13 protein-coding genes and 1 tRNA gene are annotated in these 17,982 nt (G+C 38.6%); 9 read left to right on the top strand and 5 right to left on the bottom strand.

Annotated features, from left to right (window positions below; translation table 11 throughout):
• Window positions 1-3 precede the first annotated feature (3 nt).
• The 7 genes from ftsA to NAT51_RS04235 all read left to right on the top strand — a co-directional run bounded on the left by ftsA (window position 4) and on the right by NAT51_RS04235 (window position 10,167).
• On the top strand, window positions 4-1,380 hold the full coding sequence (gene ftsA / locus NAT51_RS04265) for a cell division protein FtsA (protein ID WP_250595691.1): 1,377 nt from the start codon (window positions 4-6) through the stop codon (window positions 1,378-1,380).
• A gap of 42 nt (window positions 1,381-1,422) precedes the next feature.
• Entirely contained in the window at window positions 1,423-3,405 is a 1,983-nt protein-coding gene (ftsZ, locus tag NAT51_RS04260) for a cell division protein FtsZ (RefSeq protein ID WP_250595689.1), read from the top strand.
• Window positions 3,406-3,579: 174 nt separating this feature from the next.
• Complete coding sequence (locus tag NAT51_RS04255; protein WP_250595687.1) at window positions 3,580-4,029, top strand: GatB/YqeY domain-containing protein; 450 nt, start codon at window positions 3,580-3,582, stop codon at window positions 4,027-4,029.
• Window positions 4,030-4,091: 62 nt separating this feature from the next.
• Window positions 4,092-4,163: transfer RNA gene (locus NAT51_RS04250), tRNA-Arg, on the top strand.
• Window positions 4,164-4,693: 530 nt separating this feature from the next.
• Window positions 4,694-5,764, top strand: a complete 1,071-nt coding sequence (locus NAT51_RS04245) for an efflux RND transporter periplasmic adaptor subunit (protein ID WP_250595685.1) — start codon at window positions 4,694-4,696, stop codon at window positions 5,762-5,764.
• A gap of 7 nt (window positions 5,765-5,771) precedes the next feature.
• Window positions 5,772-8,861: an efflux RND transporter permease subunit gene (locus NAT51_RS04240; protein WP_250595683.1), complete on the top strand. Its 3,090-nt coding sequence runs from the start codon at window positions 5,772-5,774 to the stop codon at window positions 8,859-8,861.
• Window positions 8,848-10,167 carry a TolC family protein gene (locus NAT51_RS04235; RefSeq protein WP_250595681.1) on the top strand — a complete coding sequence of 440 codons (1,320 nt, stop codon included), beginning with the start codon at window positions 8,848-8,850 and terminating at the stop codon, window positions 10,165-10,167. The genes NAT51_RS04240 and NAT51_RS04235 overlap by 14 nt, the downstream gene beginning before the upstream one ends.
• Window positions 10,168-10,285: 118 nt before the next feature.
• Here NAT51_RS04235 and rpe read toward each other — a convergent pair whose 3' ends face one another.
• On the bottom strand, window positions 10,286-10,948 hold the full coding sequence (rpe, locus tag NAT51_RS04230) for a ribulose-phosphate 3-epimerase (protein WP_250595679.1): 663 nt from the start codon (window positions 10,946-10,948) through the stop codon (window positions 10,286-10,288).
• A gap of 160 nt (window positions 10,949-11,108) precedes the next feature.
• Here rpe and NAT51_RS04225 point away from each other — a divergent pair, with 160 nt between their 5' ends.
• Together NAT51_RS04225 and NAT51_RS04220 are read left to right on the top strand one after the other, a co-directional pair.
• Entirely contained in the window at window positions 11,109-12,329 is a 1,221-nt protein-coding gene (locus tag NAT51_RS04225) for a hypothetical protein (protein WP_250595677.1), read from the top strand.
• A gap of 59 nt (window positions 12,330-12,388) precedes the next feature.
• Window positions 12,389-13,624, top strand: a complete 1,236-nt coding sequence (locus NAT51_RS04220; protein ID WP_250595675.1) for a hypothetical protein — start codon at window positions 12,389-12,391, stop codon at window positions 13,622-13,624.
• A 52-nt stretch (window positions 13,625-13,676) separates the two neighbouring features.
• Here the strand turns inward: NAT51_RS04220 and NAT51_RS04215 are convergent, their stop codons facing one another.
• The 4 genes from NAT51_RS04215 to NAT51_RS04200 all read right to left on the bottom strand — a co-directional run bounded on the left by NAT51_RS04215 (window position 13,677) and on the right by NAT51_RS04200 (window position 17,961).
• Window positions 13,677-14,288, bottom strand: coding sequence for a hypothetical protein (locus NAT51_RS04215; RefSeq protein ID WP_250595673.1), 612 nt, complete (start codon window positions 14,286-14,288; stop codon window positions 13,677-13,679).
• A 235-nt stretch (window positions 14,289-14,523) separates the two neighbouring features.
• Entirely contained in the window at window positions 14,524-15,387 is an 864-nt protein-coding gene (locus NAT51_RS04210; RefSeq protein WP_014164868.1) for a sigma-70 family RNA polymerase sigma factor, read from the bottom strand.
• 80 nt (window positions 15,388-15,467) lie between these two features.
• Entirely contained in the window at window positions 15,468-16,700 is a 1,233-nt protein-coding gene (locus NAT51_RS04205) for a DUF4249 domain-containing protein (RefSeq protein ID WP_250595671.1), read from the bottom strand.
• 19 nt (window positions 16,701-16,719) lie between these two features.
• The gene (locus NAT51_RS04200) at window positions 16,720-17,961 is read right to left on the bottom strand and encodes a DUF4249 domain-containing protein (RefSeq protein WP_250595669.1); all 1,242 of its coding nucleotides are present in this window, start codon (window positions 17,959-17,961) and stop codon (window positions 16,720-16,722) included.
• Window positions 17,962-17,982 lie beyond the last annotated feature (21 nt).

Raw genomic sequence — 17,982 nt, 5'->3', positions numbered from 1 at the left:
AGTATGGAAAGAGAGAGAATAGCAGTAGGGCTTGACATAGGTACGACCAAAATCGTAGCTATGATAGGTAAGAAAAATGAGTATGGAAAACTTGAGATTTTAGGCGTTGGTAAGTCTAAAAGTTTAGGTGTGGCCCGCGGCGTTGTAAATAATATTACGCAAACTATTCAATCGATTCAGGAGGCTATTGCTTTGGCTGAAGAAGATTCCGGGTTTAAAATAAAAGATGTGGTGGTAGGTATTGCCGGCCAGCACATCCGAAGTATACAACACAGTGATTACATCTCAAGGCCAAATCCGGAGGAGGTAATCAGTGAAAAGGATATTGACCTTTTGATCAATCAGGTTCAAAAGTTGGCAATGTTACCGGGAGAAGAAATAATTCACGTATTGCCCCAGGAATTTAAAATCGACGGGCAATCAGAAATTAAAGAACCTATCGGGATGTATGGGGGAAGACTGGAGGCCAGTTTTCATGTTGTGGTAGGACAGGCCTCTTCGATACGTAATGTGGGAAGATGTATCAAGAGTGCCGGACTGGATTTGTCAGGATTAACGCTGGAGCCTTTAGCTTCGGCTGATGCTGTTTTAAGCCAGGAAGAAAAAGAAGCAGGTGTTGCTTTGATCGATATTGGGGGTGGAACAACAGATTTAGCCATTTTTAAAGATGGAATTATACGTCACACGGCAGTAGTGCCATTTGGGGGGAATGTAATTACCGAAGATATTAAAGAAGGCTGTTCCATTATCGAAAAACAGGCAGAATTGCTGAAAACCAAATTTGGTTCAGCTTGGCCTGGTGAGAATAAAGACAATGAAATTGTTTCTATTCCGGGTTTGCGTGGACGTGATCCAAAAGAGATTTCTTTGAAAAACCTTTCTAAAATCATCCATGCACGTGTTGTGGAAATTATCGAACAGGTTTACAGTGAAATCAGAGTTTACGGACATGAAGATCCAAGAAAGAAACTAATTGCAGGAATCGTGTTGACAGGTGGTGGGTCACAATTGAAACACATTAAGCAGTTAGTGGAGTACATTACCGGGATGGATACCCGTATCGGATATCCTAATGAGCATCTGGCAGGTAATTCGAATGAAGAAATATCAAGTCCTTTATATGCTACAGCAGTGGGATTGGTTATGAACAGCGTTCGTAATAATACTGTTAGTGCGGTGCCTCAGGAAAATTATGTTCCTGAACCTGTTTTGGTACAACAGCCAACGGTTGAAGAACAGCAAATGCTGCAACAGGAAGCTGAAAAGGTTTTGGAGGAAGCTAAAATGGCTGATACCAAAACAACGGAACGAACGATCCGTAAATCGTTTTTTGATAAATATATAGACAAAATAAAAGATTTTTTAGACAACGCAGAGTAATCAGTATTGTCGGAAGTAACACAAAGTAAAAAACCAAATAGTATGGAAAGCAACTCAGAATTTGGAAGTATCGCATTCGATTTGCCTAAAAACCAGTCGAACGTGATAAAAGTGATCGGAGTAGGTGGAGGTGGTAGTAATGCGATCAACCACATGTTCAAACAAGGTATCAAAGGGGTAGATTTTATTGTTTGTAATACTGATTCACAGGCATTACAAAACAGTCCAGTGCCTAATAAAATTCAGTTGGGGGTTAATTTAACTGAAGGTCTGGGGGCCGGAGCTAATCCTGATGTTGGTCAACAATCGGCTTTGGAGAGTATTGAGGATATCGAGAAAATGCTCGATGTTAATACGAAGATGGTTTTTATCACTGCCGGTATGGGTGGAGGAACCGGAACCGGAGCAGCACCTGTAATTGCACAGCTTGCAAAAGAAAGAGATATCCTGACTGTGGGGATTGTAACAATTCCGTTTCAGTTTGAGGGTAAAATCCGTACGGAACAAGCTTTACTTGGGGTTGAAAAATTAAGAAGACAAGTTGATTCCTTAATTGTAATCAATAACAATAAATTAAGAGAAGTTTATGGGAATCTTGGTTTCAAAGCAGGTTTCTCTAAAGCTGATGAAGTCTTGGCAACTGCGTCACGCGGAATTGCCGAGGTAATTACACATCACTATACCCAAAATATTGACTTGAAGGATGCTAAAACTGTTTTGGCAAATTCGGGTACAGCTATCATGGGTTCTGCAATGGCAGATGGTGAAAACCGTGCAAAAGAAGCAATAGTTTCTGCATTGGATTCCCCACTTTTAAATGATAATAAAATTACCGGTGCCAAAAACGTATTGTTGCTTATCGTTTCAGGTACTAATGAAATTACGATCGATGAAATTGGTGAAATCAATGACCATATTCAGGCTGAGGCAGGATTCAATGCTAACATCATCATGGGTGTTGGTGAAGATGAAACTTTAGGGGATAAAATTGCGGTTACTATTATCGCAACTGGTTTTTGTGTAGAACAACAAGCGGAAATCGTTAATACAGAGCCAAAAAAAATCATCCATTCTTTAGAAGATGAGCAGCGATTGGTACACAATCTGACGCAGACTTTTGAAGCAAAAGGTTTTGATTTTTCTAAACCTGTGACTCAGGCTGCTCCAGTAGCGCCAATTGTAAATGAAACACCTGCTCCGGTTGTTGAAGATAAAATTGTATTTTCATTGGAAGATGAAATTGCAACACCTGATTTGGTTGAGCCATATTTTACCATGGATTTAGTGCCAACTACAGAGTTTATCAAAAATCTGGATGTAACTTTTGAAATCGTTTCGCCTAATCAGGTTAATGAAAATGATTTTTATTTTACATCTCCTGAAGTGAAAGAAATCGAAGTTGTTGAGCCGCAGTTTGTGGTGGCTGAACCTGAACAAATCGCTTTTACGTTTGACTTGCCAATAGCTAAAGTTGAAGAGCCGGTAGTGAATACCGATAGATTGATTTTTGACTTGACTAATGAAATCAAAGATATCAAAGTTAATGAAGCGGTTGAGTTTGTTCCGGTAACCGAAGTGAATCAAAACGGTGTTATCCGTCATTCTCTGGAAGAGTACATGGAAGTCGAAAATCAATTTGCGCAGGCTAAAAAAGAAACACCTGTTGTAGATCCTACTCCGGCAGAGTTGAATATTACTGTGAAGCAGGTAGAAAATCAAAATCCTGTTGTACAACAATCATTGATGAATGATTCTTTTGCTCCAACCGAAATGTCTATCGAAGATTCATTGAAAATGCGTGCTGAAGAGCGTCGCCGAAAAATGAAGGAGTTTAATTATAAATTCCATAATAATGCGGCCCGTGTTGATGAGTATGAAAAAGTTCCGGCTTACAAACGTATGGGAATTGATGTGACAAATAATTCAATTGAGGATAACAGATCAAGATTATCTTTAGGGTTGGATAGTAACGACGATATTCAGTTGCGTTCAAATAATTCTTTCCTTCATGATAATGTTGACTAAATAACGTGAACCTAAATTACTGTAACCCGAAATTTCCATGGATTTTTCGGGTTATTTTTTTTAACTTCGCATCGCATTTCCGGATAACGGGGATTTTTAATGAATTATTAATTTGAGTATAAGTTTAGGTTTGTTAAAAATCTGGCTTTACATTATAAAAGATAGAAGAAGAGTATGAGTTTATCTGCACAAATCATGGATGAGATGAAAACTGCCATGAGAGCTAAAGATACAGTTGCATTGGAAGCTTTAAGAGCAATCAAGTCGGCTATTTTATTGGCGCAAACCGAAAGTGGCGCCAAAGAAGAATTGTCAGCTGATGAAGAAATCAAATTATTACAGCGTTTAGTAAAACAACGTAAGGATAGTGCTGCTATTTATACTGAACAAAACCGTCCTGATTTAGCAGAACCGGAAATTGCACAGGTAGCAGTAATTGAAAAATTCTTACCGGCACAATTATCAGAAGCTGAAGTTGAAGCGGCAGTAGCGAAGATTATTGCTGACGGTGGCTTCTCCGGTATGGCAGCTATGGGTCAGGTAATGGGAGCAGCTTCAAAAGCTTTGGCAGGCCAGGCTGATGGTAAAACCATTTCAAATGTTGTTAAAAAACTTTTAGCATAAGTTAGATTATCAGATTGTTGGATTTTCAGATAGTCCGACTTAAAAAAAGATAATCATGAAATGGCCCCATAGTTCAATGGATAGAATATCAGATTCCGGTTCTGATGATTTGGGTTCGAATCCCGATGGGGTCACGAATGAATAAAAAGAAGGGTAAAAAAACATCAAGCTCGCTTGAAATGTTTTTTTACCCTTCTTTTTATTCTCAAAGCGGAGCTTTGCGGGAACAACGGAGTTGAATCCCGATAATGAAAATTGCAAAGCAGTTTTTGTTTAGCAGTTGAAATGTTTCTTTTCGAAGTGTCTTGTTTGCTTCCGGCAGTTAGCTGGTTTCTTTTCGCAATGGACATATTTCTCTTTGCAATGAACTGTTTTCTTTCCGCAATTGAGAAATTTCTTTCCGCAATAAACAGTTTTCTTTCTGCAGTTAGAAGATTCCTTTCTGTAATTATAAACTTTCTTTCCGCTGTTAGAAGATTTCTTTCTGTAGTAACCAAATTTCTTTCTTGAGTAAGGAGATTTCTTTTTGCAGTGATGTACTTTTTGGAAGCCGTCTAATAGTTCTAAATTAATGTTAAATAAAATTTAATCATTCAGACATGTAAATAATAACGAGTAGTTTTGTTAATAAATCCCAACATTGACATAAAATTACACACGTATTATGAAATTTAAACATATTGTATATTTACTGTTGGCAGTAGTTTTAGGCGGAATGGTATTCTACAGAATATCAGCTAATAACGCTAAAGATGAAGAAAACGGTAAAGGGAAAGGTAAAGAAGGAGGCGACAAAAAACCTTCAAAAGTTTCCGGAATTGTTTTAAAGCCACAGGTTTTTTCAGATAACTTATTACTTTCGGGTTCTATTGAAGCGAACGAGCAAATTGAAGTCAGAAGTGAAGTTTCCGGAGTGGTACAAAGTATCAATTTCAAGGAAGGTAGTTATGTTTCAAAAGGACAACAGTTATTCAAGATTAACGATGTCGAGCTCCGTGCCCAACTATCACAAGCCAGAACAAAACAAACGTTGGCCTCTGAAAATGAAAGAAGAGCAAGGTTATTACTTCAAAAAGAAGCCATCAGCCAGGAAGAATACGATATTGCCAGTGCTGAATTCCGTTCTGCACAGGCACAAACCCAACTGATTCAGGCGCAAATTGCCAAAACTTCGGTTAAAGCTCCTTTTTCAGGAAAAATAGGTTTACGATATATATCAAACGGAAGTTATGTGACACCAACAACTGTTGTGGCAAATTTGGTAAATACCAGTCAGGTGAAAATCACTTTTTCCATCCCTGAAAAATATGCGGCACAGATGAAAGTCAATACTTCACTTTCGTTTACCATTTCAGGATCAAGAGACAAATTCTCCGCAAAAGTCTATGCTATCGAGCCTGAAATAGAAGAAGCTACCCGAACCCTAAAAATGCGTGCTATTGCAGAAAATCCGAACGGGAAGTTGATTCCGGGAACATTTGCAAGCGTATCATTACCATTGGAGAATATCAATGATGCATTGTTAGTGCCGACTGAAGCTTTGATTCCGGTACAAAACGGTAAAAAAGTATTCGTTTCGGTTAACGGAAAAGCGAAAGAAATCATGGTTGAAACCGGTGCCAGAACAGATAAAGATGTATTGGTCTTGACGGGTCTGAAGGCTGGAGATACTGTTTTAACAAGCGGTGTAATGACATTGAAAGATGACACGCCTGTAAAAGTTAATGTAAACTAAGATCGCTATGAGTTTATCCACCTTAAGCATCAAGAGACCGGTTTTAACAATAGTACTCAACTTAATGCTGATACTTTTCGGGATTATCGGGTATACCTTTTTGGGAGTCCGGGAATTCCCGTCAATTGATCCGGCGCAAATTTCGGTACAGACCAACTACTCCGGTGCTAATGCTGATATCATCGAATCACAGATTACCGAACCTTTGGAAAAAGCCGTTAACTCAATTGACGGTATCCGAAATATTTCTTCGTCGAGCAGTTCGGGAAGAAGTAACATCACAATCGAATTCAACTTAGATAAAAATCTTGAAGAAGCTGCAAATGACGTGCGTGATAAAGTGTCACAAGCCGTGAGAAGTTTACCGCAGGATATTGATGCGCCGCCGGTAGTTTCGAAAGCAGATGCTGATTCGGAGCCTATTATCACCATGACCGTTCAGAGTGATAATAAAAATGTATTGGAACTAACCGATTATGCCGATAACGTACTTTCACAGCGTTTGCAAACCATTCCGGGTGTGAGTAGTGTACAGATCTGGGGAATGCGTAAGTATGCCATGCGTTTGTGGATCGATCCGAATAAACTGGCTTCATATGGATGTACGGTAGCCGATGTGCGTTCGGCGTTGAATAAGCAAAATGTCGAATTGCCTTCGGGGAAACTGACAGGAGCCAATACAGAATTGACCGTAAAAACTATCGGTAACATTTCGACCGAAGAAGGTTTCAATAATATCATCATTAAAGCGGAAGGCGACAAAATTGTACGTTTCAGTGATATTGGTAAAGCAGCTTTAGAGGCAGAAAATCTGGAGACTAAATTATCAGATTCCGGCCAGCCGATGATTGGTATGGCGATTATTCCGCAGCCCGGAACCAATTATCTGGATATTGCCGAAAAATTCTACGAACAGTACGATTTATTGCAAAAGGATTTGCCGAAAGATTTCAAACTGAATATTGCCATCGATAATACGGTTTTTGTGAAGAAAGCGGTGTTGGAAGTAGCCGAAACCTTGTTGCTTTCGGTAATACTGGTGGTATTGATTATTTATTTGTTTTTCAGGGATTGGGCTATTGCTTTCCGTCCGTTGATTGATATTCCTGTTTCGTTAATCGCTACATTCTTCATTATGTATTTGTGCGGATTCTCGGTAAATGTATTAACACTTCTAGCTATCGTTTTAGCAACAGGATTAGTGGTGGATGATGGTATCGTTGTGACCGAAAATATATTCAAGAAAGTAGAAGAAGGAATGTCACCTATTGAAGCGGCTATCAAAGGTTCGAATGAAATTTTCTTTGCTGTAATTTCGATTTCAATCACACTGGCAGCGGTATTTTTACCTGTAATTTTCCTGGAAGGATTCGTGGGAAGACTTTTCCGTGAGTTTGGGGTTGTGATTGGTGCGGCAGTATTGATTTCTGCCTTTGTATCGTTAACGCTTACGCCAATGTTAAACGCGTATTTGATGAAAGGCGGCGAACAGAAAAAATCCAAATTCTATAATTTGACTGAACCGATTTTTGAAAAAATGAATTCCGGATATGCCGAAGCATTAACCGGTTTTATGAAAAAGAAATGGTTGAGTTTCCCAATATTGATTGTTTGTTTCGGATTGATTTATCTGTTTTTTAATGTGCTTCAGAAAGAAACCGCGCCTTATGACGATAGAAGTTTTCTTAGTGCGCGTGTAACAGCTCCCGAAGGTGCGTCTTACGATTATATGGATCGTTTTATGAACGAATTAACCGAATTGATTAACGATTCGATTCCGGAGAAAAAAGTAAGTTTGATTGTGACTTCGCCAGGATTCGGTTCATCTTCGGTGAACAGCGGTATGGCCAGAATTGCTTTGGTACAGCCGGATGAAAGAGGTAAGGCACAGAAGGAAATTGCTGAGAAACTTACGAAATGGACCAAACAATATTCAGAAGCCAAAGTATCGGTTTCAGAATCACCAACAATAGCAGTGAACAGAAGAGGTGGCTTGCCGGTTCAGTTTGTTATTCAGGCTCCAAATTTCAAAAAACTGGAAGAGAAAATTCCACAGTTCATGGATGAAGTTTCCAATGATCCTACGTTTTCGAATTCGGATGTGAATTTAAAATTCAATAAACCGGAAGTATATGTGACCATCGACAGGGAAAAAGCCCAAAGCATGGGTGTTTCGGTTATTGATGTTGCCCAAACGCTTCAGCTTTCCTTGAGCGGACAACGTTTTGGTTACTTCATGATGAACGGAAAACAGTACCAGGTAATGGGTCAGTTTGATAAAAAAGACCGTAACGCACCAATGGATCTGACTTCTATTTTTGTGAAAAACGATAAAGGCCAGTTAATCCAGTTGGATAACTTAGTTCATGTGGAAGAGCAAAGCAGCCCTCCGCAATTGTATCATAACAATCGATACATGTCGGCGACCGTTTCAGCAGGATTGGCACCGGGTAAAAGTATCGGTGACGGTATCGATGCCATGGAACGGATAAAAGAAAAGGTACTGGATGATACTTTTACAACCGATTTGAGCGGTGAATCCCGTGATTTCGTAGAAAGTAGTTCGAATACCTCTTTTGCCTTCGGATTGGCATTGCTGTTAATCTTCTTGATTTTGGCAGCTCAATTTGAAAGTTTTATCGACCCGTTTATTATTATTTTGACTGTACCAATGGCGGTAGCCGGCGCTTTATTCTCGTTATGGTTATTTGGTCAGACCTGGAATATTTTCAGCCAGATTGGGACTGTGATGTTAATTGGTCTGGTTACCAAGAACGGTATTTTGATTGTGGAATTTGCGAATCAGTTACGTGAACAAGGGAAATCGAAATACGAAGCGATTATTGAAGCTTCCGAATCGCGTTTGCGTCCCATTTTAATGACCAGTTTAGCCATTGCGTTAGGAGCATTGCCAATTGCTTTGTCGCTAGGAGCGGCTTCTACCAGTAGGATAGGAATGGGAGTTGTGATTGTGGGCGGAACCTTGTTTTCATTGGCATTGACATTGTTTGTAATCCCGGCGATTTATTTAATGTGGTCAAGGGAAAGAAAACACCGACCTGAATTTGATAATGTAGAACAGTATGAAAAAGCATAAGTTGATGAGTAAATTTTTGTTTCAGATAGCATTGCTTGTTTTTGTTCCGAAGTTGATGGCGCAGGATGTTTTGACTGTTGATCAGGCGGTTCAGATTGCATTGAAAAATAATTATGATATCAAGATTGCGACCAATGAGTTGAGTGTTGATCAAGAAAATAACAGTATTGGTAATGCGGGAATGCTGCCGGAAGTTAATGCTTCGCTGACTAAAAACAATAGCATTCAAAATTCAAAACAAACCCAATCAAACGGGACGGTGACCGAAAGAGACAATGCTAAAAATAACCGTTTGGAATATGGTGTGAGTCTGGGCTGGACGATTTTTGACGGATTGAGAATGTTTGCCCGTTATGACCAGTTGAAAGAATTGGAAAAACAAGGCGATGTTCAGTTGAAATTGATGGTGCTGACCAAGGTTAGTGATGTCATGACCACGTACTATGATTTAGTGCAGCAGCAACAGTTGATAAAAGCGTTGGATACTACAATCGTGATTTCGAAGCAACGTTTAAAAACAGCTGAGAACCGATTTTTGATTGGAAAAGCCGCCAAGTTGGAAGTCTTGAATGCGCAGGTTGACCTTAATACGGATTCGTCTACTTTATTGAAGCAGAAAGAGTTTTATGAAACAACCAAAATCCGCTTAAATGAATTATTGGCAAGAGATTTAACTACTAATTTTCAAGTCACGGAAGAAGTGGTTGTAGATGATAAGTTGCAATTGGCTGAATTGAAATCAATGACCGAAAAGCAAAATTTGCAACTACAGTTGGCATTGATCAGTAAAAGAGTCGCCGAACTGGATTTAAAGCAAACGAAAGCCGGAAGATATCCAACAGTACGATTGAATACAGGTTATACATTTGTGGAAACCGAAAGCAGTTTAGGGTTTACCTCGGCAACTTCAAGCCGTGGATTAAATTACGGTCTTACGGCAACCATGCCAATCTTTAATGGGTTTTCGCAAAACAGAAATGAAAGAATAGCCAAGCTACAGGTTGAGAACTCAGCCTTGGTTGCGGAACAGCAAAAACAGACTGTAAATGCCCAACTGGCTTCGGCTTATCAAACGTATTTGACAAATGTTGAATTGGCTAAATTGGAAGAAAGTAATGAAGCTATAGCCAAAAAGAATATGGAAATCACGTTGGATAAATTCAAAATCGGAACCGTACCAACGATAGAATTTAGGAATGCACAGGAAAATTATATTAATGCAATTGCCAGAAACAGTAATTCTAAATTTCAGGCCAAGATATCAGAGATTGTTTTGCAACAGATAGCCGGGAATATCAAATTTTAATCAATTACCATAACAGAAAATCCGTACAATTATAGTTGAATAGAAAATATAAACCGCAAATTCACAGATTTAATTTGTTTCAATCTGTGAATCTGCGGTAATTTTTTTAGAAGAGTTCTTATGATGAAGCCAATTTCTTTAAATCGGCAGTTGTCTGTATTGGGTTTTCAGCATTGAAAATATAACTTCCTGCTACTAATACGTCGGCTCCTGCTTCAACAAGTTGTTTTGCATTTTTATCGGTAACTCCGCCGTCGATTTCAATCAGTGTTTCCAAGCCTTGATCGGTAATCATTTTTTTTAGTTTACGAACCTTATTGTACGTTATCTCTTCAAATTTCTGACCTCCGAATCCAGGGTTTATAGACATGATTAAAACCATGTAACATTCCGGAAGGATATCTTCCAAAACTGAAACAGGAGTGGTTAAATTTAAAACAACCCCGGCTTTACAGCCTGCTGCTTTTATTTGTCTTAAAGTTCTGTGTAAGTGAACGGTAGATTCATAATGTACTGTTATTATATCTGCTCCTATTTTTGCAAATTCCTCAATATACCTTTCAGGTTTTTCAATCATCAAATGTACATCCAATGGTTTTGTTGCATGTTTTTTTATGGCCTGTATAACGGGCATTCCGTATGAGATATTTGGTACAAAATGTCCGTCCATTACATCAATATGGAACCAGTCAGCTTCACTGGAGTTAATCATTTCGATGTCGCGTTGTAAATTGGCAAAATCCGCTGCAAGTACAGACGGAGCAATAAGTGTGTTTTTCATTAGGTGCTTTGTTGTGTTGTGCAAATTTAATTATTTAATTGATATGTTTCCAATTTCTTGCCATTAACATAATTTACGGAAATTCCGCAACTTATGTTAAATTTAACATTAGACTTCGTTATCTTTTATTTACTTTTGCACTGTCAAAAAAAACCTACTTATGAGAATTTTATATGTTGGGTTGTTGTTTGTCTTGACTTTCCCGGTTAGTGCCCAAATCGGAGTAGGAACGACAACGCCTAATGCTGCAGCTGTTTTAGATGTAAACTCGTCTAACCGCGGATTTTTAATGCCCAGAATTGCTTTGACTTCTGCTACAGATGCAACGACTATCACTTCACCAGCTAAAGGGCTTATCGTTTATAATAAAGGGACCGGAGGATTTACACCCGAAGGGTTGTATCAGTGGAATGGTACCGGCTGGCGTCCTGTTGTATACGAAGCTGCTAATTATTTTAGCGGTGATGTTAACGGTAATACGGGAGCAAATAAAGTGGTTGGGATCAGGACTAAACCAATTGTCTTTTCTTCACCTTCGGCCACACAATTACTGCGTTTCAACGGAACATCATGGGTAAATTCAAACGATGTTTCAAGCCAGAACTGGTTGATGACCGGAAATACAGTTACAACGGTAAGTAATTTTCTGGGAACAACCGATGATGTGAAAATGACATTGTCATCTTATAGTCAGCCTTTTTTTGAATTTGGAAGAAGACAGACATTAGGACTTACACAAGGATATACCGATTATACCAATGACAACCAGTTAGTAACCCATTTAAGAAGTGCCATTCAGTTTGAAGCGCCGGGAGCCTCTTTTTACAAGCCCATGTTTTTTGTTGACGGTTATGGTAATTTCCGATTTAAAGGAAGTGCGGCAGGAAATGATTATTTTGAAATTGGTGCTGCGGGGTCTACATCTAATGATGGTTCTGTTGAATTTATTGTTGGTGACGATGGTAATGAACCGGTTGTTTTTGAAAAGTATAACAATACAACTAAAGTTGAATTAATGCGTATGCAGGGAACCGGCCTTAACACAGAAGTAAGGGTTGGGATCAATACTAATTATACTACGGCTAATTCAGTTTTGCAGGTTAGGGGATCCCAAGCCAGAAGTATTGTGAGTACTAACGCCAGTATTACATTATCTGATGTTCATCATACAGTTGTTTTTACAGGTGGAGATGCTTCTATTGCTGTATCATTGCCTGCTGCGAATCTGGTTACGGGTAGAACGTATGTGATAAGAAATACATCCGGTTCGACAAAAATAATCAGTACTTACATCAATCAATCAGGTACTTCAGTAACTTCAATCGCAAATAATAGTGTGATATGGTTGCAGTCTGACGGTACTAATTGGATGTCAATTTAAGAATAACCATAAAAATATAATCTATAAAATAAAACTACTCACTTAACAATCACCTACTTATGAATTTAAAAAATAACCTGTTAGCAGCTTGTCTGGTATTGGTAACTTTAGCCTTAAAAGCACAGGTCGGAATTGGGACAACTACACCGGATCCATCAGCCATATTACATCTAGAGTCTAATTCAAAAGGATTGCTTCTTCCGAGAATTGCACTTACCTCGAAAACGGATGCTGCTACAATTGCCTCGCCGGTTGCAGGTTTGCTTGTGTATAATACCGGACTTGGAGGATTATCTCCTGAAGGTCTTTACCAATGGAAAAGCGGAAATTGGAATTTAATCCTTGACTCGACTGCGCCACTTGCCGGAGATGTTACAGGAGGAATCGGAACTAGTGTGGTTTCTAAATTGCAAAACTTACCGGTTTCATCTGCAGCACCAACAATCAATCAAGTATTGCGTTATAACGGAACCCAGTGGGAGCCATCAAATGACGTGTCAAGTCAGAACTGGTTATTGGTAGGGAATGTGGGTACTAATCCGACGACTAATTTCTTGGGTACAACCGATGATGTTAAGATGCAATTGCGTTCGAATAATCAAAACGTTTTGGAATTTGGTAACAGAAATACACTTGGATTAGTGCAGGCTGTAACCGATTATACGAATCCTACCCAAAGAGTGACTTACCTGAAAAGTGCATTACAGTTTGAAGCGGCAGGAGCTTCTTTTTATAAGCCAATGTTTTTTGTGGATGCAGATGGTAACTTCAAGCTTAAAGGTAGTGCGGCAGGAACTGATTTCTTCAGCTTAGGTTCGGCGGGAACTTCAGGAAACGGATCTTTGGAATTTCAGATTGGTGACGATGGTAATGAGCCGATTGTATTCAAAAAATATAATTATACATCAGGTGCCTATATTGAAATGATGCGTATGCAAGGAACCGGATTGGATGCAACGGTTAGGGTAGGCGTGAACACTTCGGGAACTGTAGCTAATTCTACTTTGCAGGTAGTGGGTTCGCAGTCGAATAGTGTAACTACTTTTTCCACGGCTAATCCTGCATTAAATGATACACATTATACAGCTGTTCTTGCGGCTGGTGTATCGGGAACATTGAGCTTACCAACAGCGTCAACCTGTACGGGAAGGATATACTGCATCAGAAATACTTCAGGTGGTGCGGTAACAACTTCTTCTTATAGAAATATGTCAAATACTGCTGTTACTTCAATTGCAAATTCAACAGTGATACAGCTACAGTCTGACGGGACAAACTGGTTGCAGATTCGTTAGTTTTTAATTTTAAGATATAAAAAGAGCCCTGGATTCCAGGGCTTTTTTGTTTTTAATTTAATTTTGATAAATCCAATTTTTTCAAGAATGTTTTTAATTCATCTAAACTTATTTTTTCCCCTGATAAAGTAACTTGAAAGCGTTCATCGTGGATAAAAGTTATTGAAGATCTCGGGTTGTCCGGGTTGGTGTCATTTTCGGTAAGATATTTAACCCCGTCAATTTCTTCTGACTTTTTTGTATTTGTTCCGTCAATTGATTCGGTATCTACAGACAATCCCATTACCAAAAGACTTATAATGGCACTTCCGGATTCGCCGGCTCCGTCCAGAATGACTAATTTAATGTTTTTGTTGGCTGTATCTCCGTAAGTTGCCTCAGCTGAAGAAACACCCATCATTGATGTACTGCCGGCACTATAATTGGTTCTTTTTAACCCTCCTATTTCTTCTGTTAATACGCTTTTGTAAATTTCACTGGAAACAGGTGTCATTTTTTTCAATTCTTCAACCCTTTTTTCAAAATCTTTTAATCCTTCAGCAGCATTATTAAGATTCTGAACATTTTCAACAGCATCCATTATGCCGGGTTCGTCTTTTGTTTCTTCATTTTTTTTACAGGCAACCACACTGATAAGTGAAGCAAGAATTACAAATTTTTTCATATTTTTTAGTCGTTTATTGGTAAAAGTAATGTAAGAAAATGACTTAGACAACTTAAAGAAGTAAATAAAATGCTACAGAATGAAGTTGGAATGTAGGCCTGGGAAGCCAATTGATAGTAGTGGGGTAATTTTATTTTTAGCCAAGCTAATAAAAAGCAAAACTCCGGTAATCAGCCGGAGTTTCAATCATCAATCAAAAAACGAACAGTCATAGACTGTTGTTGCTGTCTTAGGATTAACCTAAATAAGTTTTCAAGATTTTACTTCTTGATGTATGTTTTAATCTGCGGATTGCTTTTTCTTTAATTTGACGAACACGTTCGCGCGTTAAATCAAAAGTTTCACCGATTTCTTCCAAAGTCATTGGATGTTGATCGCCTAAACCGAAGTATAAACGAACCACATCAGCTTCACGTGGTGTCAATGTTTCCAAAGAACGCTCGATTTCCGTACGTAAAGATTCATGAATCAATTCGCGGTCAGGGTTTGGAGATTCACCAGAACGTAAAACGTCGTATAAGTTTGAATCTTCACCTTCAACTAACGGAGCATCCATTGATAAATGGCGTCCCGAGTTTTTCATTGATTCTTTAACATCATTCACGGTCATGTCAAGTTCGGCAGCAATTTCTTCAGCCGATGGTGCACGCTCATTAGATTGCTCTAATAATGCATACATTTTATTGATTTTATTGATCGAACCGATTTTGTTTAATGGCAAACGAACGATACGTGATTGTTCTGCTAAAGCTTGTAAGATAGATTGACGAATCCACCAAACAGCATATGAAATGAATTTGAAACCACGAGTTTCATCAAAACGTTGAGCTGCTTTAATCAAACCAAGATTTCCTTCATTAATCAAATCGGGAAGTGTTAATCCCTGATTTTGGTATTGTTTTGCTACCGATACAACGAAACGCAGGTTGGCTTTGGTTAATTTTTCCAATGCACGTTGGTCACCGGCCTTAATACGCTGTGCTAACTCTACTTCTTCATCAGCCGTAATAAGGTCTACCTTACCAATTTCCTGTAGGTACTTGTCTAAGGAAGCAGTTTCACGGTTAGTTACCTGCTTAGTAATTTTGAGTTGTCTCATCTAAAATTCTCCTTACTTTTAAAAGTTCTGATAGTTATACGTATTGAGTTACCGAAAAGTTACAAAAAAATAAAATTATTTTAATCTTGCCAAAAAGAAGGTCTGATGTTGGATGCAAATGTCGTACAATCACCACATTGCGAATTGACGAGCATTATTTGTTCTGTGCCAAATCGGTAAAGGGTTTTGATCCTCATGTCGAGCGTGTTTAAAATAAATACGCCTTGACAGTTGCTGGGTGTGCCGGGCAGGCTAAAACACATATTGTAGGTAAAATCCAATTCGTTCGCGGCTGTAATTTCAGGACAAAAATAAGGATATGGAGGTTTTGGGTCATTCGGGAATACATCCTCAAAATTGAAGAAGATTCTTTGGGTGGTAACATGTGCAACATCAAAAAAACCTATTACTTTTTCAATTGGATTTGCTACATTTTTTATATTCCCACTAAAAAAACCGGGTTGGTTCTGTGATAATAAGCTACCGTTTGATGACGATTTTTTCAAGGCATCATAAAAATTATAAGCAGCCTGACTTTCATTGTACATGGTTACTTTAATCGAATACCTGTTGGCAATTTTATAATCGTCAACTTTTAGGAAACGGATCAGGTCAACAGTATTGTTCGTACTGTTTAATGAGGTGTTGCTGATCAGAATTTCATCGGAAGATGCACTCTTAAAGCAGGTTTTAGCTTCGTATGGCCATGGTTCTACGTGAACTTCTCCAATTTTAGGATCAAATGGTGGCGGCGGATTGTAATAAAATGCCACACCTCTTTGTGGTATCCAATGTGGTGCCACAATTTTATGGGTTTCTTCATAAGTATACCGGTAATATTCGGTATTGCCCGTGCTTTTGGTACTGCTTAAAAGAATTTGTACGCCTTTTTCCCCTAGGCTGTTCAGTCCTGCAACGGGATTAATACTTCCGATGTTTGTCGTTGATGATAAGGATTCAGTTTTTGAAGTGTATGTTTTACCATCGGATGTTACAACGTGTAATTGATAGGCAACATTCGGCACGGCCTGAAATTCCTGAGTTGAAATATATTTGCCGTTGTTTTCACTGAAATTATATTGATTACCATTGTTATCGGTTACATAAACGACTGCTCCGGTTTCCATGTCAGGTCCGTCTTCTTCCAGTTTATAAGTCCGGGAAAGTTTTATTTCCTGATGCTTTAATTCATCGGTCAGTGTAGCTTCTATAACAATCGCGCTTTCGAATGTTTCAGTTTGTAAGCCGTAAGGTTCTGTACAACTTCCAAAAAGCTGTATGCAGAAAATAAAGAGTAAGCAGATTTTTCTCATGGCTTTAATCGTAAAATAGTTAATCAACCCAAAAAGATGGTCTTACATTTGACGAAAATGAGGTGCAGTCTCCGCATTCGATATTTGTCAAATAGATAAATTCATCTCCGTATATATAAACAGCTTTCATTTTAATTCTGACAGATTCAAGAATGTAGAAACCGGCACAACTAGGATCTGTCGGGCAACCGGGACCAACACAGAAGCAATAGTAAAATTTAAATTTATCTTCATTTAAAGGGGTTACTACCGGACAGAAATAAGGGTATTCGGGTCTCTGATGATTCGGGAATATATCTTCAAAATTAAAGAAAATCCTTTTGCTTGAAACATGTGAAACATCAAAAAAACCGATTACTTTTTCACTTTGATTGCTTTGGTTCTTGATGTTTCCACTAAAAAAACCGGGCTGGTTTTGGGATAGTAAACTTCCTCCTGTTGAGGATTTTTTCAGTGCATCATAAAAATTGTAGGCTTCCAGGCTTTCATTATGCATGGTGACTTTAATCGAATATCGGTTGGCAATTTTATAATCACTGGCTTTTAAAAAACGGATGAAAGATACATTTGAGTTGCTGCTGTTCAATGAAGTATTACTAATGGAAATTTCTTTCGATTGTTCTGTTGTGTAACAGGTTTTTGCTTCATATGGCCAGTCAATCATTTCTATTTTACCTGGACCTCCGTTCGGTAACGGTTGTGTGGAATAAACAACAGTTCCCTGTCTTGAAATCCAGTGTGGCGCTATGATTTTATTGGTTTCCTCGTAATCAAATCTGTAATATTCGATTCCAGCGGTCGATTTAGTGCTGTTGGCAAGTATTTGTACTCCTTCTTCACCATTGGTATTAACACCCTGAGTAGCCGTTACATCATCAATGTTTGTTAATGACGACAAAGATTCATTTGTTGAAGTATAGGTTTTACCGTCAGAAGTTACCACGTGTAATTGATAGGTTGCATTAGGAAGTGCTTTAAATTCATCCTGTGAAATATACTTGTCACTGTTTTCCTGAAAATTGTATTGATTACCATTGCTGTCAGTAATAAAAACCACAGCTCCGGTTTCTACATCAGGACCGTTTTCTTCCAGTCGGTGTGTACGCGACAGTTTTATTTCCTGGTGTTTGAATTCATCTGTCAAAGTGGCTTCGATGACAATGGCACTTTCATAGCTTTCTGTCTGAAGGGCATAAGGCTCCGTGCAGCTTTCGGTAAAAAGCGATCCAAGTACGATCAATATGTAGTATAATCTTTTCATATTCTCATTAATTGGCAGTTC

It is taken from the genome of Flavobacterium amniphilum, assembly GCF_023634845.1.
GTDB classification, from domain to species: Bacteria; Bacteroidota; Bacteroidia; order Flavobacteriales; family Flavobacteriaceae; genus Flavobacterium; species Flavobacterium amniphilum.
Note: the sequence above shows the minus strand (reverse complement) of the source record. Positions and strands in the feature narration are given on the sequence as shown.